This is a genomic window from Sulfidibacter corallicola, assembly GCF_017498545.1.
GTDB classification, from domain to species: domain Bacteria; phylum Acidobacteriota; class Holophagae; order Acanthopleuribacterales; family Acanthopleuribacteraceae; genus Sulfidibacter; species Sulfidibacter corallicola.
In genome coordinates this window covers 10,281,490-10,303,496 of sequence record NZ_CP071793.1, presented here as the reverse complement: position 1 = coordinate 10,303,496, position 22,007 = coordinate 10,281,490, and the positions used below count along the sequence as shown (strand labels likewise).

The 22,007-nt window shown below is 60.1% G+C and carries 6 protein-coding genes (1 of these 6 running past the window's edge); all 6 read right to left on the bottom strand.

All coding sequences use genetic code 11. From position 1 onward, the window contains the following. Nucleotides 1–2,234 precede the first annotated feature (2,234 nt). Complete coding sequence (locus J3U87_RS31015; protein WP_237379681.1) at nt 2,235–3,197, bottom strand: MBL fold metallo-hydrolase; 963 nt, start codon at nt 3,195–3,197, stop codon at nt 2,235–2,237. A gap of 1,492 nt (nt 3,198–4,689) precedes the next feature. After that, complete coding sequence (locus J3U87_RS31010; RefSeq protein WP_237379680.1) at nt 4,690–4,866, bottom strand: Sec-independent protein translocase family protein; 177 nt, start codon at nt 4,864–4,866, stop codon at nt 4,690–4,692. Between the two features lie 379 nt (nt 4,867–5,245). Continuing rightward, nucleotides 5,246–5,617 (bottom strand): VOC family protein, encoded by a 372-nt coding sequence (locus J3U87_RS31005; RefSeq protein ID WP_237379679.1) that lies wholly within the window; start codon nt 5,615–5,617, stop codon nt 5,246–5,248. A 1,349-nt stretch (nt 5,618–6,966) separates the two neighbouring features. Beyond that, the gene (locus J3U87_RS31000) at nt 6,967–12,009 is read right to left on the bottom strand and encodes a S8 family serine peptidase (RefSeq protein ID WP_237379678.1); all 5,043 of its coding nucleotides are present in this window, start codon (nt 12,007–12,009) and stop codon (nt 6,967–6,969) included. 1,187 nt (nt 12,010–13,196) lie between these two features. Beyond that, nucleotides 13,197–19,742: a type I polyketide synthase gene (locus tag J3U87_RS30995; RefSeq protein WP_237379677.1), complete on the bottom strand. Its 6,546-nt coding sequence runs from the start codon at nt 19,740–19,742 to the stop codon at nt 13,197–13,199. Further along, nucleotides 19,739–22,007: the 3' portion of a choline/carnitine O-acyltransferase gene (locus tag J3U87_RS30990; protein WP_237379676.1), read on the bottom strand. It continues 1,094 nt past the right edge of the window; only the last 2,269 of its 3,363 coding nucleotides appear in the window; the start codon falls outside the window, past its right edge — the gene reads right to left on this strand; it ends in the stop codon at nt 19,739–19,741. The genes J3U87_RS30995 and J3U87_RS30990 overlap by 4 nt, the downstream gene beginning before the upstream one ends.

Sequence of the window (22,007 nt, the reverse complement as noted above, 5' to 3'; positions counted from 1 at the left end):
TGGCCAACGAGGTGGGTATTGCCAACCTTTGAAACCGAATCTGCGGGGCTGTGTGGAACGTCCGTGAAAAAAATCAGGAAGCCAAGAAGCAAGGAAGCCAGGATGGAGACCGACGAGATTACGCCTTTTGGCCTCTTGGTGGTGGGCAAGTTGGTGGTGGGGACAGTCCCCTTCAAGTAGCTTGAATAGAAGGGATTGTGTTTTAAAAGGGAATCGGACATCCTTGATTGAACTTCACAGGACCGGTGCCGCACTTGAGTACTAATGGCCAACAAGGTGGGTATTTGCCAACCTTTGAAACCGAATCTGCGGGGCTGGTTGGAACGTCCGTGAAAAAAAACAGGAAGCCAAGAAGCAAGGAATCCAGGATGGAGACCGGCGAAATTACGCCTTTTGGCGTCTTGGCGTCATTTTCGAAAGCTCGACTCAGCCGATTTCCTGGTTTCGGATTTTCCTGGTCTCCTAATGAATTTGACCGAGGGTGCGTGTTGGATGCGGGAAAAACACGTAGGTGACGTCCGTTAAATCAACGCCCAATGTTTCGGCGTTTTTCAATACGGGGTGGATGCGGGGGATGCGGGGGCAGTCCCCCGCAAGCGATTTGAATAGAAGGGATTGCGTTTGCGTTGCAAATCTGGAGAACGCTTCTGGCATCGTTTGGGCTTCGCTTTTGAATGACTGACCAAGTCGATTTCCTGGATTCGGAACTTCCTGGCTTCCTGATGAATTGATCGAAGAAAGAAACCGGATGAACGATCGGAGCTCTCGACGGATTCGTTTTGCCTGCTTAGAAAAATGCGGTGAGAACGATCGGAGCTCTCGGCGGATTCGTGCTGCCTGCTTAGAAAAATGCGGTGACAGTCACCCATGAGTGACATGAATGGAAGGGTTTGCATTTGTGCGGTGATCTGGTGGCACGACCAGGGAATACAGGTTTCCATCGCTGATTGAAGCCAGGCGTGGGCAACGCGGGGACAGTCCCCCGCAAGCGAGTTCCATTCAAGAGGGTTCGACTTCAGCGGGCGATGTAACCGGCGTTGATGCCGCTGGTCAGTTCGAGAAATACGGTGACAGTCACCCATAAGCGACTTGAATAGAAAGGATTGTGTGTGAAAGGAAACCGGATGCACTCAAAATCTGGACCTAAGCTGCCCGGGTTCCATCTGAGAGTGACGGCACTGGGCGAGTGTTCCCAACTGGTGGAATCGCATCGAGGGTGGTGGGAGGGTGGTGGGGACAGTCCCCTTCAAGTAGCTTGAATAGAAGGGATTGTGTATTTTTCGGGAATCGGACATCCTTGATTGAACTTCAGAGGACCGGTGCTGCACATGAGTATTCATGGCCAACAAAGTGGGTATTGCCAACCTTTGAAACCGAATCTGCGGGGCTGTTTGGAACGTCCGTGAAAAAAAACAGGAAGCCAAGAAGCAAGGAATCCAGGATGGAGACCGGCGAAATTACGCCTTTTGGCGTCTTGGCGTCATTTTCGATAGCTCGACTCAGCCGATTTCCTGGTTTCGGATTTTCCTGGTCTCCTAATGAATTTGACCGAGGGTGCGTGTTGGATGCGGGAAAAACACGTAGGTGACGTCCGTTAAATCAACGCCCAATGTTTCGGCGTTTTTCAATACGGGGTGGATGCGGGGGATGCGGGGACAGTCCCCCGCAAGCGATTTGAATAGAAGGGATTGCGTTTGCGTTGCAAATCTGGAGAACGCTTCTGGCATCGTTTGGGCTTCGCTTTTGAATGACCGACCAAGTCGATTTCCTGGTTTCGGATTTTCCTGGATTCCTGATGAATTGATCGAAGAAAGAAACCGGATGAACGATCGGAGCTCTCGAGGTGGATGCGGGGACAGTCCCCCGCAAGCGACTTGAATAGAAGGGATTGCGTTTGCGTTGCAAATCTGGAGAACGCTTCTGGCATCGTTTGGGCGTCGCTTTTGAATGACCGACCAAGCCGATTTCCTGGATTCGGAACTTCCTGGCTTCCTGATGAATTGATCGAAGAAAGAAACCGGATGAACGATCGGAGCTCTCGACGGATTCGTGTTGCCTGCTTAGAAAAATGCGGTGACAGTCACCCATGAGTGACATGAATGGAAGGGTTTGCATTTGTGCGGTGATCTGGTGGCACGACTAGGGAATACAGGTTTCCATCGCTGATTGAAGCCAGGCGTGGGCAACGCGGGGACAGTCCCCCGCAAGCGAGTTCCATTCAAGAGGGTTCGACTTCAGCGGGCGATGTAACCGGCGTTGATGCCGCTGGTCAGTTCGAAACTGTCGCCGACCGAGCCGACTACCGCGTCGCTTCGGCTCCATTTCATGAGATCCTTCAGCGTGTACAAGGCGTGGATGCCGGTGCAATGAGCGCCGATCAGTTTCGATACACCGAACGCTTTCAGTTTCTTCGCCGTCCAGGCCAAATGTTCGTCCGTGGCCCGCACCAGGTGGAAGCCGCCGATGGCCGTCGTGATCTTGCCAGGATGGATTTTCGAGGTGATGTGCTCCATCGTGTTGATCATGCCCGCATGACCGCATCCCGAGATCAACACGAAGCCTTGCTCGGTGTCGATGACCAGGGATTGGTCCTCCGGAATGTTGTCCTCGACCTGGCCCTGGGCCGTGTTGATTTTTCCGCTGCCGCCCCAGTTTCGTTCCGGGTGGATTCGTTCGATGGGGCCCGTGATCCAAACGCCGGGAAACAGTTGGTGTTCTTTGGTGTGAATCACGAACTCGCCACCCGTGGCTTCATACTGTGCTTTCACTTCCAATATTTGATTTCTTTTCCTCACGCGATCGCTGAAAATTCCCTTGCCCACATGCACTTTGCTGAAAGCTTTCGGGTTATGCTTGCTCATCGTCTTCCTGAGCGCGACCAGTCCGCCCGCGTGATCGCGGTGATTGTGGCTTAAAAACACGTGGGTGACGTCCGTTAAATCAACGCCCAATGTTTCGGCGTTTTTCAATACGGTATCCGGTCTGTTTCCGGTATCGAACAGTATCTTTTGGCCGTCTACCTCCACCAGTGCCGCGTATCCCCACTCGCCGATCCCGCGATCCGCCAACATGGTGGATAAACAGGTGACCTTCAACGACGATACCTTGTGACGCTTACCGGTCTGGTTCTCCTTCGACAATACGACCCCGGGTAGGATCAGCAGGCCAAACATCATCAGACTATGCGGTATTTTCATCGGAAGATCCTCTTTCACAAGACATCGTTGGCTCTTTGGGTAGGCGAATCGTCGAATACGGCGGCCTATCTGGACGGGCGGCAACGAGATCGTTGTCCATCCGGATCCGTGGTGACCGCGGATTTTCTCATGCAGGACTCCATTTCATCATAACACCCGAAGATCCCCTGGGCCCCGTAGGAAAGACGGGGTGTGCTGGGGGCGTGCTGGGGAGGCGTGCTGGGCGTGCTGGGCAAGGACGTGCTGGGGACGTGCTGGGGACAGTCATCTTCAAGTAGCTTGAATAAAAGGGATTGTGTTTTTTTGGGAATCGGGCATCCATGATTGAACTTCAGAGGACCGGTGCTGCACATGAGTATTCATGGCCAACAAGGTGGATATTGCCAACCTTTGAAACCGAATCTACGGGGCTGTTTGGAACGTCCGTGAAAAAAATCAGGAAGCCAAGAAGCAAGGAAGCCAGGATGGAGACCGGCGAGATTACGCCTTTTGGCCTCTTGGCGTCGTTTTCGAAAGCTCGACTCAGCCGATTTCCTGGATTCGGAATTTCCTGGCTTCCTGGTGAATTGATCGAAGAAAGAAACCGAATGAGAGGTGGGGAGGTGAAGACAGTCCCCCGCAAGCAGCTTGAAAAGAGAGTGTTAGGTGAGAGACAGAAATGCCGGGGTCGAGATGGTAGCTGGAGTTGCTTGCGGTAACCCAGCCGAACGAAGCGGGTTCGGTGGTGATCGAGCACTTGGCAATGCCACCGAAAACCACAGGAAGCATGTAGGGGACAGTCTCCTTCAAGTAGCTTGAATAAAAGGGATTGTGTTTTTTTGGGAATCGGGCATCCGTAATTGAACTTCAGAGGACCGGTGCTGCACATGAGTACTCATGACCAACAAGGTGGGTATTGCCAACCTTTGGAACCGAATCTACGGGGCTGTTTGGAACGTCCGTGAAAAAAATCAGGAAGCCAAGAAGCAAGGAAGCCAGGATGGAGACCGGCGAGATTACGCCTTTTGGCCTCTTGGCGTCGTTTTCGAAAGCTCGACTCAGTCGATTTCCTGGATTCGGAACTTCCTGGCTTCCTGGTGAATTGATCGAAGAAAGAAACCGAATGAAAAGTGGAAAAGTGGGGAAAAGTGGGGACAGTCCCCCGCAAGCAGCTTGAAAAGAGAGTGTTAGGTGAGCGACAGAACTGCCGGGGTCGAGATGGTAGCTGGGGGAAGTGGGGACAGTCCCCCGCAAGCAGCTTGAAAAGAGAGTGTTAGGTGAGAGACAGAACTGCCGGGGTCGAGATGGTAGCTGGAGTTGCTTGCGGTAACCCAGCCGAACGAAGCGGGTTCGGTGGTGATCGAGCACTTGGCAATGCCCCCGAAAGTCACAGAGATGGGGATCTTGTGAGGGGGAAACCCTGAAATGTGCGCACGAGAATGTTGAAAACCTGGAGGCAATGAAAAAAACGCTTCGCAACGCCACAATGACTGTGGGTGCGCCGATGGGTGGGCTACTCCCGCGCCACTCCCCGAAGGTGGCGCCCAGCGAAGAGCATGAGGATCAAGACCGCTCCGATCAGGAGGGCCCAGGTTTCGAGCGCAATTCCAGCGCCGACGGGATCGGTGGGTGGGTCGTCAGGACCCAGATGGGTAAGGGCGGCCAATGCTAAGGGGACGATGAGATGCATGGAATCCTCCTGGAGCAGACTGATGGGGCCGGCAATGCAACATACTTGGTAAAGTACCGCGGTGGCGTGAAGAACTTACAGTATTTCCACTGAAACGAGCCGATTACCATTGGCACCTGAGATTGGCGGCACTAGGCGAGTGTCCCCAACTGCTGGAATCTCATCGAGGGTGGCTGATTGAAATGTCCGTGAAAAAATCAGGAAGCCAAGAAGCAAGGAAGCCAGGATGGAATCCGGCCAGGGAGGCAAATGAGGTGGGGACAGTCACTTTCAATTACCTCGAACTGGAGAGGGTTAGATAGGCATCGTACTTGTGCTGGTCGAGATTGAAACTCGATGTGCTCGAGGCAGCCTATCCGAAAGCGGCTTGTACCGGTGATTACTCCCTGATCACACAAAAGCCATTGCCGAACGGGTCAGCACAATACGCAATGTCGGCTTGTTCCGCATAGGTTTGTTTTTCGACACTCCCTCCGTGCGCTTCAATGCCCGAGCAGGTCGGGCGGATGTCCTCAACAATGAAATCAAGATGCACCGGGGTCCAATGTCGCCGATAATCGCGTCGATGTTCCCCCGCAGCAACGGTTCCCGCGGCTTTTTGCTGCAAATGGATATCTAACGCACCAATGGCTATGACTTGCCATTCGTCCGAATATTTTTTCTTGAATTCGCAACCCAAGGCCTGAGTGTAGAAATTCAACGCCTGGTTCATGTCCGATACGTCAATACTGACAGTTGCCATGTGAGTCATTATTCATTCCTATGCTATTTTTTCTCTATATGGAAATTGGTGGGTTTATTGTCAAGAAATGGAAATTTTTGCTATTTGTGTTCACAAGGGTTCCACGTGGTCGGGAGACGGGGTTCTTGATGCGCAGTAGGGCCACCAAATCAGCGGGTTCTTCGGCACGAAGCAAACCGTTCATATTATATGGATTATACAGGTGGGTGTCCCCTGTCGTTGGATTTGGCGGCTTCGATGATCCTGAAAAACGTAGCAACAGCCAAGGGATGAAATCAAGGACACACATCAACGTGCCCGGTCGTCTCGTCGTGTCACCCTCCACCTGAGGGCTTGGCGGATGTGTGGTCTCACCCACGGGCACGTCGCCTTGGGCTCCCTTCGCGCGAAGAGTCTTTGATCATCGCGGAACCTTTCAACGTTGAGGGAAAGCCCCGCTGAGAGGGCTCTCCACTGGGTTTGAAACAGTTGCCCGCGTCGCAGGAGGAATGCGGGGAGGAATGCGGGGACAGTCCCCCGCAAGCGACTTGAATAGAAGGGGTTGCGTTTGCGTCGCAAATCCGGGGAACGTTTCCGGCACCGTTTGGGCGTCGGCTTTGAAGGATCGACCAAGCCGATTTCCTGGATTCGGAACTTCCTGGCTTCCTAATGAATTGGTCGAAGCAAGAAACCGCATGAACGATCGAAGCTCTCGACGGATTCGTGTTGACCGCTTAGAAGAATGCGGGGACAGTCCCCCGCAAGCGACTTGAATAGAAGGGGTTGCGTTTGCGTCGCAAATCCGGGGAACGTTTCCGGCACCGTTAGGGCGTCGGCTTTGAAGGATCGACCAAGCCGATTTCCTGGATTCGGAACTTCCTGGCTTCCTGATGAATTGGTCGAAGCAAGAAACCACATGAACGATCGGAGCTCTCGACGGATTCGTGTTGACCGCTTAGAAGAATGCGGGAATGCGGGGACAGTCCCCCACAAGCGACTTGAATAGAAGGAGTTGCGTTTGCGTCGCAAATCCGGGGAACGTTTCCGGCACCGTTAGGGCGTCGGCTTTGAAGGATCGACCAAGCCGATTTCCTGGATTCGGAACTTCCTGGCTTCATGATGAATTGGTCGAAGCAAGAAACCGCATGAATGATCGGAGCTCTCGACGGATTCGTGTTGGCCGCTTAGAAAATCAGAGAAGGGAATGCGGGGACAGTCCCCCGCAAGCGGCTTGAATGGAACAGCTTGCGATTGTATGCGATTTGGGGCCACGACTTCGGAAGGGGGGACGGGTTCCTTCGGCGGAACGGAGCCAGGCTTGGGATTCACAAAAAAAGGGAGCCCCGCAGGACTCCCTTCCGGTTGTGCGCCAATACGGCCTAGAACTCGGACACCAAGGGATGCACCGTGAACCGGTTATCCCACTTGTGGTGCTGCATTTTGTAGCCGGTCACCGGCGTGGATGGGCTGGTGATGAACTGCACCGACTTGACCGTTTCCAAGTCCAGCGCACCATCCCAACCGGCAAACCGCTTGGCGTCCAAATACAGTTTGGCGTTCGGTTCGATGCGAAGGGTCTTGGCGGCCACGGTGATCCCCCGTTGGTCGCGGAGCTTCACGTGCACCGTCGCGGCACGGGCGTTCTCGTTGATCAGGTGCAGCATGGTTTCGTAGTCGAAACGCCAGCGACAGTCGGGAGCCTGCAGTATCGTGCTCCTGGGGCTTTCCGGTTTGATCAGTTCGCCCGAGGTGACGAACGAACTGTTACCTCCGCCCAAATACCAGGGGTTTTGAAGCAACTCGACGTTGATCGGGTGGGTCGATTCATACCGGAACCAGCCGAAATTGTCGAAAAAGTCATCCCCCACCTTGTCCAACAAAAAGGAGTAGGCATCGAACCATCGGGTTTGCTTGGCGGGCACCAATGCGCTGATCGAGCTGAGCAGGGTCCCGTTCTCGGCATAGGCCCAGAAACGCACGATTGCATCGTTGTCTTCACCATTTTGCAGGAAAAGGGTACGGCCCGGGGAAGGCAGGAGACCGCGGATGGAGCCAGGTCGGTGGGTTTCGCGCAGAAAAACCCGGGAGGTACCGAAATTTTCCTCGCGATAGTGGGACCACATGGCGATGGGCACCTCACTTTGCCAGCCGATATGGCCCAGGTCTCCGGGATCCACCGAGTCGGGAATCAAGCTCGTCAGTGCAACCATGCGGGTTTGCCCCGCGGAGAGGTCGATTGCCTGCTCGCCGACCGATTCGCCGTCCCGGTTGAAAAACGCCAACCACACGGAACCTTCGTCAGTGTCGCTCATGTTGATCGCGGTGAGGGTGAATGGCTCATCGATATAGCGGTGTTGGTAGATTTGCCCCTCGTAACGACCGAACTGGGCGGGCTCGATGGCGGAAGCGGATTCGGGATCTCCCGTCTGGACCTGAATGGTCGCGGACGGCAAGGTGGCGAGACGGTATCGAGCCACCTGTGACAAGGTCGCTTCGCTGAAGAGTTCGCTCGTGGTGAGGACCCTTCCCGCGAAGCCGGCCCCGGGGGTCGGATGTGCGGTTTCCAGTACCTCGCCTTCGGCGTCGAATGCGGTGATCGTTGCGCCGATTGTCGATTTGGCGTCGGACAGAATCAATTCCGTCCAACCGAAGCCCATTGCGTCGAACGCCGGGAAGTGGCGTTCCTGGAACATGCCCGGGAAATCCGGTTTCGGCACGGTGACCGTGGCGGCCAAATCGCGGCGCTCTCGGCCGTCGCGCTGAACGGGCACGATCTCGAGCTCGGTCCGGCCGGCAACGGTCGCCGGCCAATCCAGGATGGCTTCGGTGGATGGCGTTTCCGTCAGGATGTGGGCCCCGCGGTAGATGCGATAGGCGGCGAGCGCGTGTCCGGCGGGAATGCCTTTGCGCCAGGAAACCAGGGTCTGGCCGTTGGGCGCCTGTTGCACGTTCGCGTGCTCCACGGGGAAATCACTTCGCAAACCCAGCGGATCGATGAAGCTGCCGTCCTTGCGGGGTTCGAATAGCGTACCCGTCAGAACGTCCGACAACACGGGCGGGAAACCGGAATTGAATCCCGGCAGGTTCAGGCTCATCAAGGCGTCAATGGAAGCCATGGCGCTCTCATCGAAGGGGTTTCCTTCGAAGTGGGCCAAGCTGAAAAGGTTCTCGCCCAGGTCGGGAATCCGCTCGAGCCGATTCCCCGAGGCAAAGATCATGCTTCGCCGTTGATCGCCGAAGTCCGGCATGCTGGTGAGCTGGTTGTAGGAGACATCGAGGTGGTTGATCTCCGCGGGATAGGGCGGCAAGGACGTGAGCTGGTTGTTGTTCGCCCAGATGGAGTACACCGTATCCGAAACCTCCGGCAGTTCCCGCAACAGGTTGCTTTGCACTCGGAGCTCGAGCAATCGATCCAAGGGCTTCAGCGGCGGCAGGCTGTGAATGCGGTTGTAGCTGACGTCGAGAAGGTAGAGGCTGGGCGGCAAACTGGGAAGGGTGTCGATTTGGTTCAACGCCAAATTGAGGTCGCTCAAACCCGGGTCCAAGCTCGAGATGTTCCCCAATCGGTTGTTTGGCGCTTTGAGGGATCGAAGGACTGATGTTTCGGGCAGCTCCGTCAGCGCGTTATTTGCCAGATCCAAATTGATGGGCCTGTCGCTGCGAATGGGTCCCACTTCTTCGAGCAAGGGATTGTCGTTGATGATGACCCAACTCAGTTTTGGTGTGGCCTCCAGCGGGGCGAGCTTTTTGATCGGCAAATGGTCGATCACCAACCACCATAACTGATCGCTTTCGATCGGCGGCAGGGACGATACCCCGAGCCGTTTCAGATGCAGGACCTTCACCTGTTTGGGAATGCCCGGGATGTGGGTGATCGGCAAACTGTTGAGCCAGATGTCCTCGAGACTTTCGCCCAGCGGCGGCAACTCGGTGATCGGGAGATCGACCAGCTCGAGGTATTCGAGTTGGGGTGGCAGGTAATCAATGCGGGTGAGCGGCAAATCGACAAGCACCAATTCGCGCAGGTTTTCGGGCAGCTCTCCCAACTCTTCGAGCTTCGCGTGGATGATCAGGAGTTCGCGCAACGTGGGTGGGAGAGTCGGGATTCGGTCGACCCGACATTCATTGATGAGCAGCACTTCCAAATGCTGAAAGGTGCTCAAGTCGGGTAGATCGAGCTGCTTTTGGCCGACGAGAATGAGTTCCTTGACATGGGTCAACCGCATCAGGAACGAAAAGTCGTCGATTTCGAAACGCTCCAACCGAATGGTGCCGCGAAAACGCTCCAGCTCCGAGGCCACCAAAATGCCGTCCTCGTTGACATCCACTTGAAGCAACAGGTAATGGGCCAGGTCCTCGTCTTCGGGGGTCAGGTCTTCCATGGCCCGAATGGCGAAGGTTTCGCTGGTAAAGGTCGCGCCGCCCGCCTGCAGTCGTAACTGGTACCGATCACCTGGGGTGACTTGCGGCACGGTCCAATGATACAGGCCGGCGGAATGGGTGAGATCGATGTGGCTGTCTTCGACCAACTCACCGTCCTGAAGCAGGCTCATGGTGGTGGGCGCGGCGGCATGTTCGTAGTTCCGCCAAATCAAGGGCAGGCTGTCGCCGGCACCCAGGCTGCGGCCGGCCAACGCGGTGGTGATCGCCAGACCGCCTTCTACCTGCAACAGGTTGTTGAGATTCAACCGAGATCCGGTAATCGTGGTGTCTTGGAGATGGGCCACGAAATCACCGGAGTTCAACAGGGCCATGCGCACGGCATCCATGCTCCACGCGGGTTTGTGGGACTTGAGCAAGGCCGCCGCGCCGGCCACGAAGGGGGTTGCCATGGAGGTACCGCTTTTGAACCCGTAGGCGTGGTCGTGGCTGATGACGGACGGGTCGGTTTCATCCTCCATTTGATGGTAAAGCACCAAATTGTCGACCTCGACGCCCCAGTGCTGAGGACCCGCCGCCGAAGCACGCCAACGCAAGCGCAGTTGAATGCTGCTGTTTCCATCGGATTGGAGGTTCAGGCCTTCCACTTTGGCGAAGACGCGCTCCTCGAAAAACTGGCTTTTCTCCGAGATACGAAAGACTTCCTGCCATTCGTCCGAGCGGTAGCGTTCCAGGCTGAGCTGAGAGCCTGGCGCAAGTTGGGCGGCGATATCCACGTCCAGAAACAGGTTGGTCGACGGTGTCGCGGTCTCGATCGGGGGCAGGTAGAGGGTGCTGTCGCCGTCGGGCCGGTAGGGGGCTGCCGCGCCGGCATCCGCGCGCAGGGCGCGGTTGGCGTTCCCGCCGCGGGTGGTGGCGGCCACGCCCCAGTAGGAAGGTTCCCCCTCGGTTCGAAAACCTTCGGGTAGGGATCCCTCCGGCGTTTGGTCGAAGTCGGTGTGAAAAAGGACCTGACGTCCGGGAAGGGTACTGCGGATGAAGGCGCCAGGCGCCGCGAGGTGCACGTGCAACTCGCTGAAGTTCGAGAAATCGGTCATGCGATCGTCTGGGGCGGTTGCGGCGACCGTCACCTGATTGTCATGGCGAAATGCGGCGGGATAGATGTTTTCACCCCACATGTCGTTGCCCAATTGCAGGCTGTCGTTGCCGGACGCGCATACGAACAGAACCCCTTCCTCGCGGGCTCTTTCGATGGCCTGGTAAAGAAGTTCACTGCGGTGGCGGCTGCCCCAGCTCGCGTTGATGACGTGGGCGCCGTTGGCCACGGCGTAATCGATACCCGCGGCAAGGTAGTAATCGCTGGAGGTAAAGGTGTTGAAGACCTTCACCGGCATGATTCTCACTTTAGGTGCGGTGCCGGCGATGCCGATGCCGTTCTGGGTCACGGCGCCGATGATGCCGGCCACGTGCGTACCGTGCCCGAGGGTGTCCAACGGATCGTTGTCGGGGGGCAAGCCGCGCGAGTTGCCCGGAAAATCCCATCCGCGCACGTCGTCGACAAAGCCGTTGCCGTCGTCGTCCTGTCCATTGCCGGGGATTTCACCGGGGTTTCGCCACATGTTGCCGGCCAAGTCGGGGTGGGTGTAGTCCACGCCGGTGTCGAGAACGGCGACGACGACCTCGGGGCTGCCGACGGAAATCTGCCAGGCTTCGGGCGCATCGATATCCGCGTCGGCCAGGGGTTGGGGATGGCCGGCATCGAAGGGCGTACCATCGTTGTGGAGCGCCCACTGGACGGGGAAGTCCGGATCGTTCACGGCCGTCGCGTCGCCAAACAATTGATAGGTATGGTTGGGGTGGACGGCGATGCCTCGTTTGCCGGCAACCCGTTCGAGCTGCGCGGGATCGGCATCCTCCGGCAAGGAAACCAAGACGAACGTCTGCCCGTGACGCGAGGTGAAACGGTGCTGGACCGTTCCGCCGAAGCGCGACGTGAGCGCGTTCAGGTCATGGGCCTTGGTGGCGCGGTCGTTTTCCAGCACGACGACGACGGATCGCGGCGACGGTTGGGTCGCCGATGCTCCGGGTGACCGGGGCCGTCCGATCAGGTCGGCGGCTTCCGGAGCTTGGGTCGAAGCGGCGTGAGGTCGATGATTCGGGGGGAGATCGCGCGTCTTGCCTGATAGTACTAAATCAGCGCGCGAAGGTCTGGGTTGAGGTTGAGCATATAATGGAAGGGAGATGCAAAACAAGAAGAGCAAACAGTTGTGGATGAATGATTTTTCCATAACTTACTCCAGAGATGAAATGTCTGAATAACTCCAATTCAGCAATCGTCCGGAGAGCAAGTCGCTTGCCAAGAAAAATGAGTGAATAATTCACAAAAACTATTAAATAGCAGTGGGTTATGATGTAGTTGGCAAGTTGTCACCTTTTTGTGGGGATGGGTTTTTTGTTGCAGGAAAAATGATGGTTTTTTCGCGTAAATTCTGTCTCAGTGGTAGTAAACATATGTCTCACCGTTGGTGTACAGTGTCTTTGGCTCTGGTGTCGGGAACCTTTGTAAAAACGGACGGGACGTGCGTTGTGGCATTTAATGCATTTTCGATGCAATGAAACTGTAAGATTCGAGTTCGTGAACCATGCCGCCTCGAACAAGCAACGCGAAGCGAGCCCCTCCGGAGGGCCCGCATGCGCGTAAGAGACGTAAAGCCTGTAGGTTGGCCCGCTGGGCCGACGCTTCGAAGCAACGTATGTAACAGGATAGAGTTACGCCAAAGAGCGAAGCCGATACTTTCCCTCGCCGCGCGTCATCGAAGCCGCAAATTCTACACTCGGCCCATCGTCAGAGCGGTATCAGACAGGCTGTAGGTAAGGCCTGTAGGTTGAGCACGGCCGGTATGGCACGGCCGGTATGGCACGGCCGGTATGGCACGGCCGGTATGGCACGGCCGGTATGGCAGCTTGCCTTATCGGCCCTGCTCATCCAATCGAAGTGATCAAGCAAAGAATAAAATCGATCATCGAGAGATCTGGAGGCCCGACTTATCTGCTTCGCTCTTTTACTCATCGATCTTGCGAATCGTGGGTTACTTCGAAGTGTCGGCCCAGCGGGCCAACCTACCGCCGCGGCGACCCCCAAAGCATGCGGGAACCCCTCGGCTGACTCACTTCGGCAAGGGGTACCCCGGGTAGGTCTGTTTTCAAAACACCGCTGGCCCCGAGGGGCTCAGCCGGAGCCCTCCTCCATTTGGGCGAGCAATCGCGCCACTTCGGACTCGTCCATGTCGTCGACGCGATCCAGCAGCGTCGCCAACGCCTCGGGATCAGCCACCTCCGGAGCCGGGGTGACCGCCACCTCGGGCGGGGGGGCGTCGTCCAAGCCGGCCAGGATCAAGTGAGCCACTTGGGCGATCGAATCGCCGCTGAGGAAGTGCACCACCGGAATCGGAACGCCGGTATTGATCTCGATCCAGTTGCGCATCTCCACGGCCATCAGAGAGTCCAGGCCCATCTGGTTGATGGGGGTCGCGTCCTGCAATCGCGACGGCGAGAATCCCAAGATGCGGCCGGCCACTTTTTTCAAACGCTCGACGACGTAGGCCACCCGCGCTGCTTCGTCCAATGCCGTGAGGTGTTCGTGGTCGAACCCGTCGCCGCCGGAACCCACGCCGGTCTGTTGGCGGGCCTGGGCCATGTGCGCGTAAAGACGCTTCGACATGCCGATCCCGAAGAACTCCAGATAGGTGGTCCAGTTGGGGTCGAAGGCCAGCACCCGGCCCTGTGCCCGTGCCAACAAGTGGGTGGCGACGTCCATGCCGAACGCAGGCTCGAAGGGGATCATGACCGCTTTGCGGGCGTAATCCTCCGTCAGGTTCTTCTCGGCCGCGATCCCGATATCCGACCAGGGTCCCCAGTTGATGGTCAGGCCCGGCAGGCCCAATCGCCGTCGCTCGAGCACCAAGTGATCGGCGAAGTTCCCGGCCGCGGCGTAGTTGCCCTGCGAAGGTGGCCCGATGAGGGACGAAGCTGAGGAGTACACCGTGAAAAAATCCAACGCATGGTTCGTGGCGAGGCGGTGCAGGTTCAGGGTGCCCCAGATCTTGGGCCCGAACACCCGGGCGAAGCGCTCCGGCGTTTGGTTGATCAACAGCCCGTCGTCGATGACCACCGCCGAATGAATCACGCCGCGCAAGGGCGGTCGTGCCGCTTCGATCTCGGCAGACAGGGCGTCCATCGCCTGTTCGTCGGTGATGTCGATGCGCTTGACGTGCACGGCGACGCCCTGGTCCCGCAGCGCCTGAATCTGCTCCGCCCCCTGCGCATCCGGCCCGCTCCGGCCGAGCAGGATCAGGTGGCGGGCACCCATCGCGGCCAACCTGCTCGCCGTGGCGAGACCGATCCCCTTGAGACCGCCGGCGATCAGGTACCAAGCGTCCGCCTTTACGGTGGCCTCGGACCGGTTTTGGCGATGGAGCGGTACCGGCGCATCGCCGGGCGCCACGACCCAGGTCCGGGGGCGTCCCGCCCCGTCCGTGCCAGGCCGGCCGTTCACGAGCTCGGCGAAGGTCACCCGTTGTGCCGGCAGGTCCTGGAGGGAGTCCGCGCCGGCGGCAGCGGCGGTTTCCGCCAGCAGATCTTGATAGGCGGCGCCGAGCTGGGTTCGAAGCTGGCCGGGACTGATGGCCTGCCACGTGGTGCCTGGCTCGATCCGGGCCGAAAGTGGTGCCGCGGGCCTGCCGCCGTCGCCGGTCAACGCCACGTAGCGGCCCAAGGGGGCCAGCATCGAGGCGGCTTCGGTGGCCAGATCACCATCCAATGCGTCCACGATCCAGTGGAAACCACGGCCTCCGGTCAGGTCGGCAACCTGGTCGACCAGTTGCCGGCCAGAAGCGGTCAGTACGGGGCGAACACCCTGATCGACCAAACGCTGCGATTCCTGCGCACATGTCGATTCGGCGTACACGGTGGCGCCTTTGGCCTGCGCAACCCGAGCCACCGCGCGACCCAAACGGGTCTCGAGCCCATGTACGAACAGGCGCGCGTTTCCGTCGAGCGAGCCCAATCGCATCAGCGCCCGGGCCGTGACCATGGCCGTCGGCAGGGTCGCCGCCGCTTCGAACGAAACGGTATCGGGAAGGCGGGCGGCAGCCGTTCGGGCCACATGCGCATGCGTGCCCAGATACGGCAGGCCCGCCACCATCACCCGATCGCCGGGTTGAAGGTCGACCACATCGGCGCCCACCGCGGTGACCACGCCGGCACCGTCGAGCGTGCCGTCGTCCCAGAAGCGGGATCCGCTCTGGCCGGTCTCGTCCAAAGCCACCGCCTCCAGTTGCACGGCGATCTCGTGGGCATCGGGTGAATCCAAGTCGATCGAAACGAATGCCTGCGGGTTTGGATCACCCGCGCCCGCCACCCTCCACGCCATGGGCGTTTCGCGGGGAAGGGCTTCCACCGTCTCGCGGTCGATCGGTCGCTTGTCGGTTGGGGTGTCCCGGACCATGCGCGCCAACATGCGTTCACCGTTGCGCCAAGCCACCTGGGTTTCGTCGTCCGTGCAAAGGCATTCGCGACGAATCAAATCCAAATCGTCGGCGGTGAAATCCGTATCCAGGTCCAGGAGTTTGATCGTCAGCGAGGGGTGCTCGTGCGATGCCACCCGGCACAGACCCCACACGGGCGTTTGACCCAGCGCGATCGGTTCGCTGCCCGTCACCGCTTGACTCGACGCCGTCACCACGCAAAGCATGGGCAACACACCGTCTTCCCTGCGCGTCAGGGCCTGGAGCAGGTGAAACACCGACATCGTGCCTCGCTCGAGAGCGGTCTCCACGGCCTGGGCCTCCCATTCCGGGTGAATGCCCTGATCCAGATTGCCCAGGTGAATCACCCGATCGGGGAGCTCGCCACCGTAGGCGCGTTCGAAGAATCCGTCGATGTCGTCCGCATCGCGCCAGGTCCATTCGTAATGCCGTTCGGCCAACCGAAGATTCTCCTCGCCGGGCTGAACCAACAGGACCTCGGCCGAACCCCTCAGTTGGTCCGCCAAGGCCTGTGCATGGCCAAGGCGGTCGCCCACGATCAAGACCCTACCCAGGGATGCCTGCGGGCCGTCGATGGCTGCCATCGCCCCGGGCTCCCAGTCCATGCGGTACAACACCTGATCGACGGTTCGTCGCGCCACGTGGCCGCCTTCGATGCGTTGGATGGTCAGGTTCTCGAGACAGGCCAGCAGGTCACCGCGGTCATCCAACAGATAGATGTCCGCGCTGATCCGATCCGCACTTTCATCGAACCTGGCCGTCGCCTGGCCCCACAAGTCGCCCGTCGCCGGAATCGGGCCGAAGACCCTCAGCGATTGGACCGACACCGGCATGTAGGTGTCGGAGTCCGAGCGATCGGCGCCCTCGCTGGGAATGATGCCGGCCATGGTCTGGAAACAGGCGTCGAGCAGGGCCGGGTGCAGGGTGTAACGCCCCAGGTCGGCCGCGACCGAGGCTGGCAGCGCCAGACGGCTGGCCGACGCCTCGGATCCGGGCACCAACGTTTGGATGCCTTGGAAGGCGGGCCCGTATTGCAGGCGACGCCGGTCCATGGCGGTATAGTGGTCCGATCCCGTCAACCTGTGTTCCGCATTCGCGATGCGGCGCTTGGGATCCGGAATCAAGGGCTCGGAGAGGTCTTCCTTCGCCGGGTGGACGAAGCCGACGGCGTGCTCGATCCAGTGTCGTTCGTCGGTGGTGCTGCGGATTTCGAAGGAGAAGCGACCGCGACGGCATCGCCTCAAGATGGTTTGGACCGTGCGGGCCTCGTCGTTTTCGAGGAACATGGCCTGGCGGAACCGAACCGCTTCCAATCTCGGGTTCGTGACGAGCGTGTTGGCGGCCGAAAGGGCGATCTCCAGGTAGGCGGCACCCGGGAGCACTACGGCGTCCTGGACCCGGTGATCGGTGAAGTAGGCCTGCGTTTTCGCGTCCAGTCGGCTCTGCCAGAGGTGCGTCGACCCATCGGGCGTGTGAATCGGGGTGCCCAGCAGGGGCGAGCCCTCTACCTGATGACCGCCCTCGTAGGATGCGCCGGCGGCACGCAACGTGGCGAGTCGCTTCAACGGGGCGCTCTCGGGCCAGATCACCTCCCGCTCCCAGGGGTAGCGGGGCAGGGCGTGCAGGGTTTCGCCGGTGGGGCAGACGGTGGGCCAATCAATCTCGCAGCCCTCGGCATGAAGTACACCCAAACTGTCGTACATCACGGCGCGATCGGCGGTCTGCTTGCGCATCGAGGGCAGGACCGACGCCGGACCGCCGTGAGCGCGAACGACCTGGTTGACCGCGTTGGTGACGTTGGGATGGGGGCTCAACTCCACGAAGTGGCTGACTCCCCCTGCCAAAAGGCTCCGGACGACCGGCTCGAAATAGACCGGTTGGCGCAGGTTGTCGGCCCAATAGTCGGCGGTCGGTTCTTCGCCGGTCAGATCGGTACGGGTGACGGTGGAGACCATGCGTGCTTGGCGGGGCCGGGGTTGGATGTCGGCCAGCAAGGTCCGCAGCTCGGGCAGCAAGGGGTCCATGTGGCAACTATGGGAGGCGTAGTCCACATTGACCAGCTTCGAGAACACCCCTTCCGTTTCCAGGCTTTGGTGAAGTTCCAGGATCGGCGCCTCTTCGCCCGAGAGAATCACCGTTTGGGGCCCGTTGTAGGCCGCGACCGAAACCGCCGTACCGTACCCCTCGATGCGGCGGGCCACCTCCGTGGCCGACAGTTCCGCGATGGCCATGCGACCCTTGCCGGCCGCGCGCCGGCGGACCAGGCGACTGCGCAGGCAAATGACTTTGGCGGCGTCTTCAAGGCTCAAGATCCCGGCGATGCAGCAGGCCGCCACTTCGCCCATGCTGTGACCGATGACCGCATCCGGCACGACGCCCCAAGAACGCCACAAGTCGGCGAGCGCCACTTGAATCGCGAACAGGGTGGGCTGGAGGACGTCGATCTCACCGAGGCGCGAGGCGTCTTCCGGTTGATGGAGCGCCTCGATCAAGGACCAAGTCACGTGGTCGCGGAACAGCGCATCGCAGGCCTCGATTTTTTGGCGGAACACCGGCTCTCGGGCAAACAGGTCGCGACCCATGCCCTGCCACTGGCCACCGGTCGGTGAACAGATGAAGACCAGGCCGCGATGACCGGTGGCGGTGCCGCTGCGGATCCCGGCGCGGGGACCTTCGTCGACGAAGTCGCGCAACTGTTCGGCCAGGTGGGTCTCGTTCTCGGCCGTGATACAGAGTCGGTGAGGGTGATGGGTCCGCTTGCGGGCCAGGGTGAAAGCCAGGTCGCGCAGGGTGATTTGGTTCTGGTCGTTCAGGTGATCCGCATAGTCCGCGGCCAATCGCGCCAAGCCGTCCTGAGTCTTGGCCGAGAACACCGCCAGGCGATGGCCGTCGGCGTCGTTTTCGGAGGGCGAGGAGCCTTCTTTCGCGTGCACCGGTTCGGGTCCCCGCACGACGATGTGGGCGTTGGTGCCGCTGATCCCGAAGGAGCTGACGCCGGCCACCGGGCGCCCGGACAGGGGCCAGGGCGTCGGTGCCGTCGGCACCCGGACCGGCAGGCGGTCCCAGTCGATGGCCGGATTGGGGTCGCGGAAATGGAGGTTGGGCGGAACCGTGCCGTGGTTCACGGCAAGGATCGTCTTGATCAAACCGGCGACGCCGGCCGCGCCCTCGGTGTGCCCGATATTCGTTTTCACCGAGCCGATGAAGCAGGGCTGCTCGCGCCCGTCGCCGTCGCCCAGGGCCGCGCCCAGTGCGCCCACCTCCACGGGATCGCCGGCGCGGGTGCCGGTGCCGTGGGTCTCCACGTAACCCAGGTCGCCGCCGCGGATGCCCGCGTTGCGCCAGGCCCGACGCAGCACGGCCTCCTGGCCTTCGCGACGCGGGGTCATCAGGCCCACGCCGCGACCGTCGTTGTTGACCGCCGAACCCTCGATGGTCGCGTAGATCGCGTCGCCGTCCGCTTCGGCTTGTGACAGGCGCTTCAGGACCAGCATGCCGACGCCGTCACTGCGTACGAACCCGTTGCCCGAGGCGTCGAAGGCCTTGCAGCGTCCGTCGGGGGCGAGCATGGACGCCTGGGAGAAGCCCAAACTGGTCTCGGGGACCAGGACCAGGTTGACGCCGCCGGCCAGCGCCAATTCCGATTCGCCGCTGCGCAGGCTTTGACAGGCCAGGTGGACCGTGACCAGGGACGACGAACAGGCCGTGTCGATCGTCATGCTGGGTCCCTCCAGCCCGAACGCGTAGGAAATCCGGCCCGAGGCCACGCTGCGGGCCCCGCCCGCGCCGGAGTAGAGATCGATATCGGTGACCTTTCGATAGTACTGCATCATATCGGCGTAGTCGGCGGTGATCAGGCCGACGAACACGCCCACCGCGCGACCCGTCAGGCCGGCCGGGACCAAGCCGGCATCCTCGATGCCTTCCCAAGCGACTTCCAGCAGCAGGCGGTGCTGTACGTCCATGCTTTCCACTTCGCGAGGGGACATCCCGAAGAAGAAGGGATCGAATTTGTCGACGTGGTCGATGAAGCCCCCGTAGGGCGAAGCGATTCTGCCGGGAACCGGTTCGGTGCCGCCCGCGAGGAAGTCCTCGATGTCGAAACGGTCGTCCGGCAGGCGCTCGATGGCGTCGCGGCCCTCGCGTAGCATGTTCCAGAAAGTCTTGGGGGAGTTGGCGTTACCTGGGAATCGGCAGCCGATGCCGACGATGGCGATGGGTTCGTTCATATGCTTACTTCCTCTCGGTGTGATGGCTTTGGTGATGCCGGATGGGGCGCTGTAGACGCGCTCTCGGCGTCGTTCGCTGGGATGGGGAGGCGGTCGATGGTGCCGCGTGTCGATGGGTCGGGTGGGTCTTCAGCCCGGGTGTGGCGCTTCTCCCGGTGGAACGCCACGGATGATTCGGGCAGCAGGGTCGCGATATCGCGCAGCGCCCGGTCGAGTTCGCGGAACAAGGGTCCGCGATCGTCCGCGCCGACCCCGCGATTGCCGAAGCACAACGTCATGTGGTTCGGAAAAAACATGACGTGGCCTGCAAGCGCACCCTTCGGGACGAATCCCAGGCGGGTGCCCGGGCGCCCGGCAAAGGCCAGGCCCTCCAAGGCGGGAATGTTGGAGATCCAGACGTCCTGTGCGACCAGGCGCTTGACGAAATGTGGAGCGAAGAGCTTGGCGAGAAGGGCGAAACCCAGGAAACCCAAGTCGATGCGACCGCCGCAAAGGATGTAGAACACCTGGTTCAGCGCGGTGTTTTCGGTTTTGACGCTGCGAACCTGGTGACGATAGGCCGTCAACGCGGCCGACAGGGTTTCGGAACTTGGGCATGCCACGAACGCACCCAGCGCTTCCGCAGGAATCGGGAGGCGGGCGATGCGGCCGTGTCGGCAATGCCGGAGATGGGTGAAGGTGCCCATGGTCGGCGTGTGCCCGCGCAGGCGAGAGAAGGCCAGGGCCATGGCACAGGAGACGATGCCGTTGGGGCTCAGTCCATGCCGGCGACAGAGCTCCATGCCGAAGACATCGGATCGATGGACGGTCGGGGTGTCTTCGCTCACGCGCCGGGACTCGATCTCGCGGAGGTGACTTGTGAGCCAATTCGCCTCCGGAACCGTAGCGGGGTCGATGGTGACGAACGCCGCCGCGGCTGCCGGCAGGTTCGGGGCAATGTCGGATCCGGATTCTTCGGGTGTGTGCGTCGCCATCAAGTGGGCACAGCGTGCCGCCACCACCCCGTCCAGGCCCATCAAATGACTGAAGACCAAACCGGCCTGACCCGTGGACGAGAGGCACAATTGCAAGGGCTGGCGGTAATCGCGATTGGAATATCGGTCAATGTGGATCGAACGGGCGACGGCCTCTTCCGATTGTGGCCGCCCGTCGAGGTCGAGGGCCACCACCAGCGAAGCCTCGTCCAAAAGGGTTTCGACGCTGCGCCCGTCGCGACTCCGTAGATCGGCGAGATGGCGGGCGCTCTCGGCCGTAAGCAGGGTGGTGACCGATCCGATCACGGGAAGTGAGTCACCCTGGGCCCGCGCGTGATCGATGGCGTGGGTTAGAAAACGCTTCCAATCGGACACACTCAGGTCTCGATCCAATGCCACGCGGTAGATGTGCCCCCGAATCAGGAAAACGACCGATCCCGGGCCGGTGTGGCGCCGGAACGCCAGCTTGAAACGGTTTTTTCCCAGAGGGATGGTGCCGAGTGTGTGGTCGAACAGCCGGTCGTATCCCGACATGTCCAGGGCAATCCCGCGATCCGTTTCAACCGGGTAACGGTCGGTTCGCATGAGCCGTCGCATCCAGAGCGCGTTGGCGGTCAGGACGGCCGCCCGTTCGACGAGGTCGGTGTTGGGGTCGAACGCCAATCCAATCGTGAACGAGTTCTCCGGGAGGAACAAACTTCGCCACCGCCTCTCTTGCACGTCGTCCGAGTAGACGGAGTGGCCTTGATCCAAGCGAATCTGAAACGCCTGGTGGCGCTTCCGGGCTCCAGCGAGACGGCACCAACCGCCCATCAACCGCCGCATGATGCGGCGGCGCGATTCGCATTCTTGCGCGGGCAGCAATTCGGTGGCGAAGCGGTCGAGGATGTGGTCGATGTCGGGACAGGGGAAGGAGGGCGTTGGGACAGGGACCCGATTCGTACGGTCGCTTCCTTCCGGATCGTTGGTCGTGCAGGGCGGGATGGGCGGTCCAGAGACGGCGGGTCCCTGTGGGATGTTTGGCGCTTCCTCTTCCGAAGATGGGGACTGAAGCCCGGAGAGCCTCCCAGCAAGGAGGTAGAAAGCGGCGAGCACGGCCAATCCGGATCCGTAGAGCAGCAGCAACGCCGGGCCGCCTTTGTTGGAGAAACCCGCGAGGAGATCGCCGGCGAAGGCCGATACCGGCGCCGGGTTCGGTACCGCGATCAAGGCCCCGATACCTGCCGCCAAAGGGCCACCCAACAAAAACCCGAGCGCCTGGCAGCCATTGCCGCTGGTCTGTTTGAGCAAC

Bases quoted from the DNA above. Each gene is read 5' to 3' on its own strand.
- J3U87_RS31015 (WP_237379681.1), bottom strand. From the start codon at position 3,197: ATGAAAATACCGCATAGTCTGATGATGTTTGGCCTGCTGATCCTACCC.
- J3U87_RS31010 (WP_237379680.1), bottom strand. From the start codon at position 4,866: ATGCATCTCATCGTCCCCTTAGCATTGGCCGCCCTTACCCATCTGGGT.
- J3U87_RS31005 (WP_237379679.1), bottom strand. From the start codon at position 5,617: ATGACTCACATGGCAACTGTCAGTATTGACGTATCGGACATGAACCAG.
- J3U87_RS30995 (WP_237379677.1), bottom strand. From the start codon at position 19,742: ATGAACGAACCCATCGCCATCGTCGGCATCGGCTGCCGATTCCCAGGT.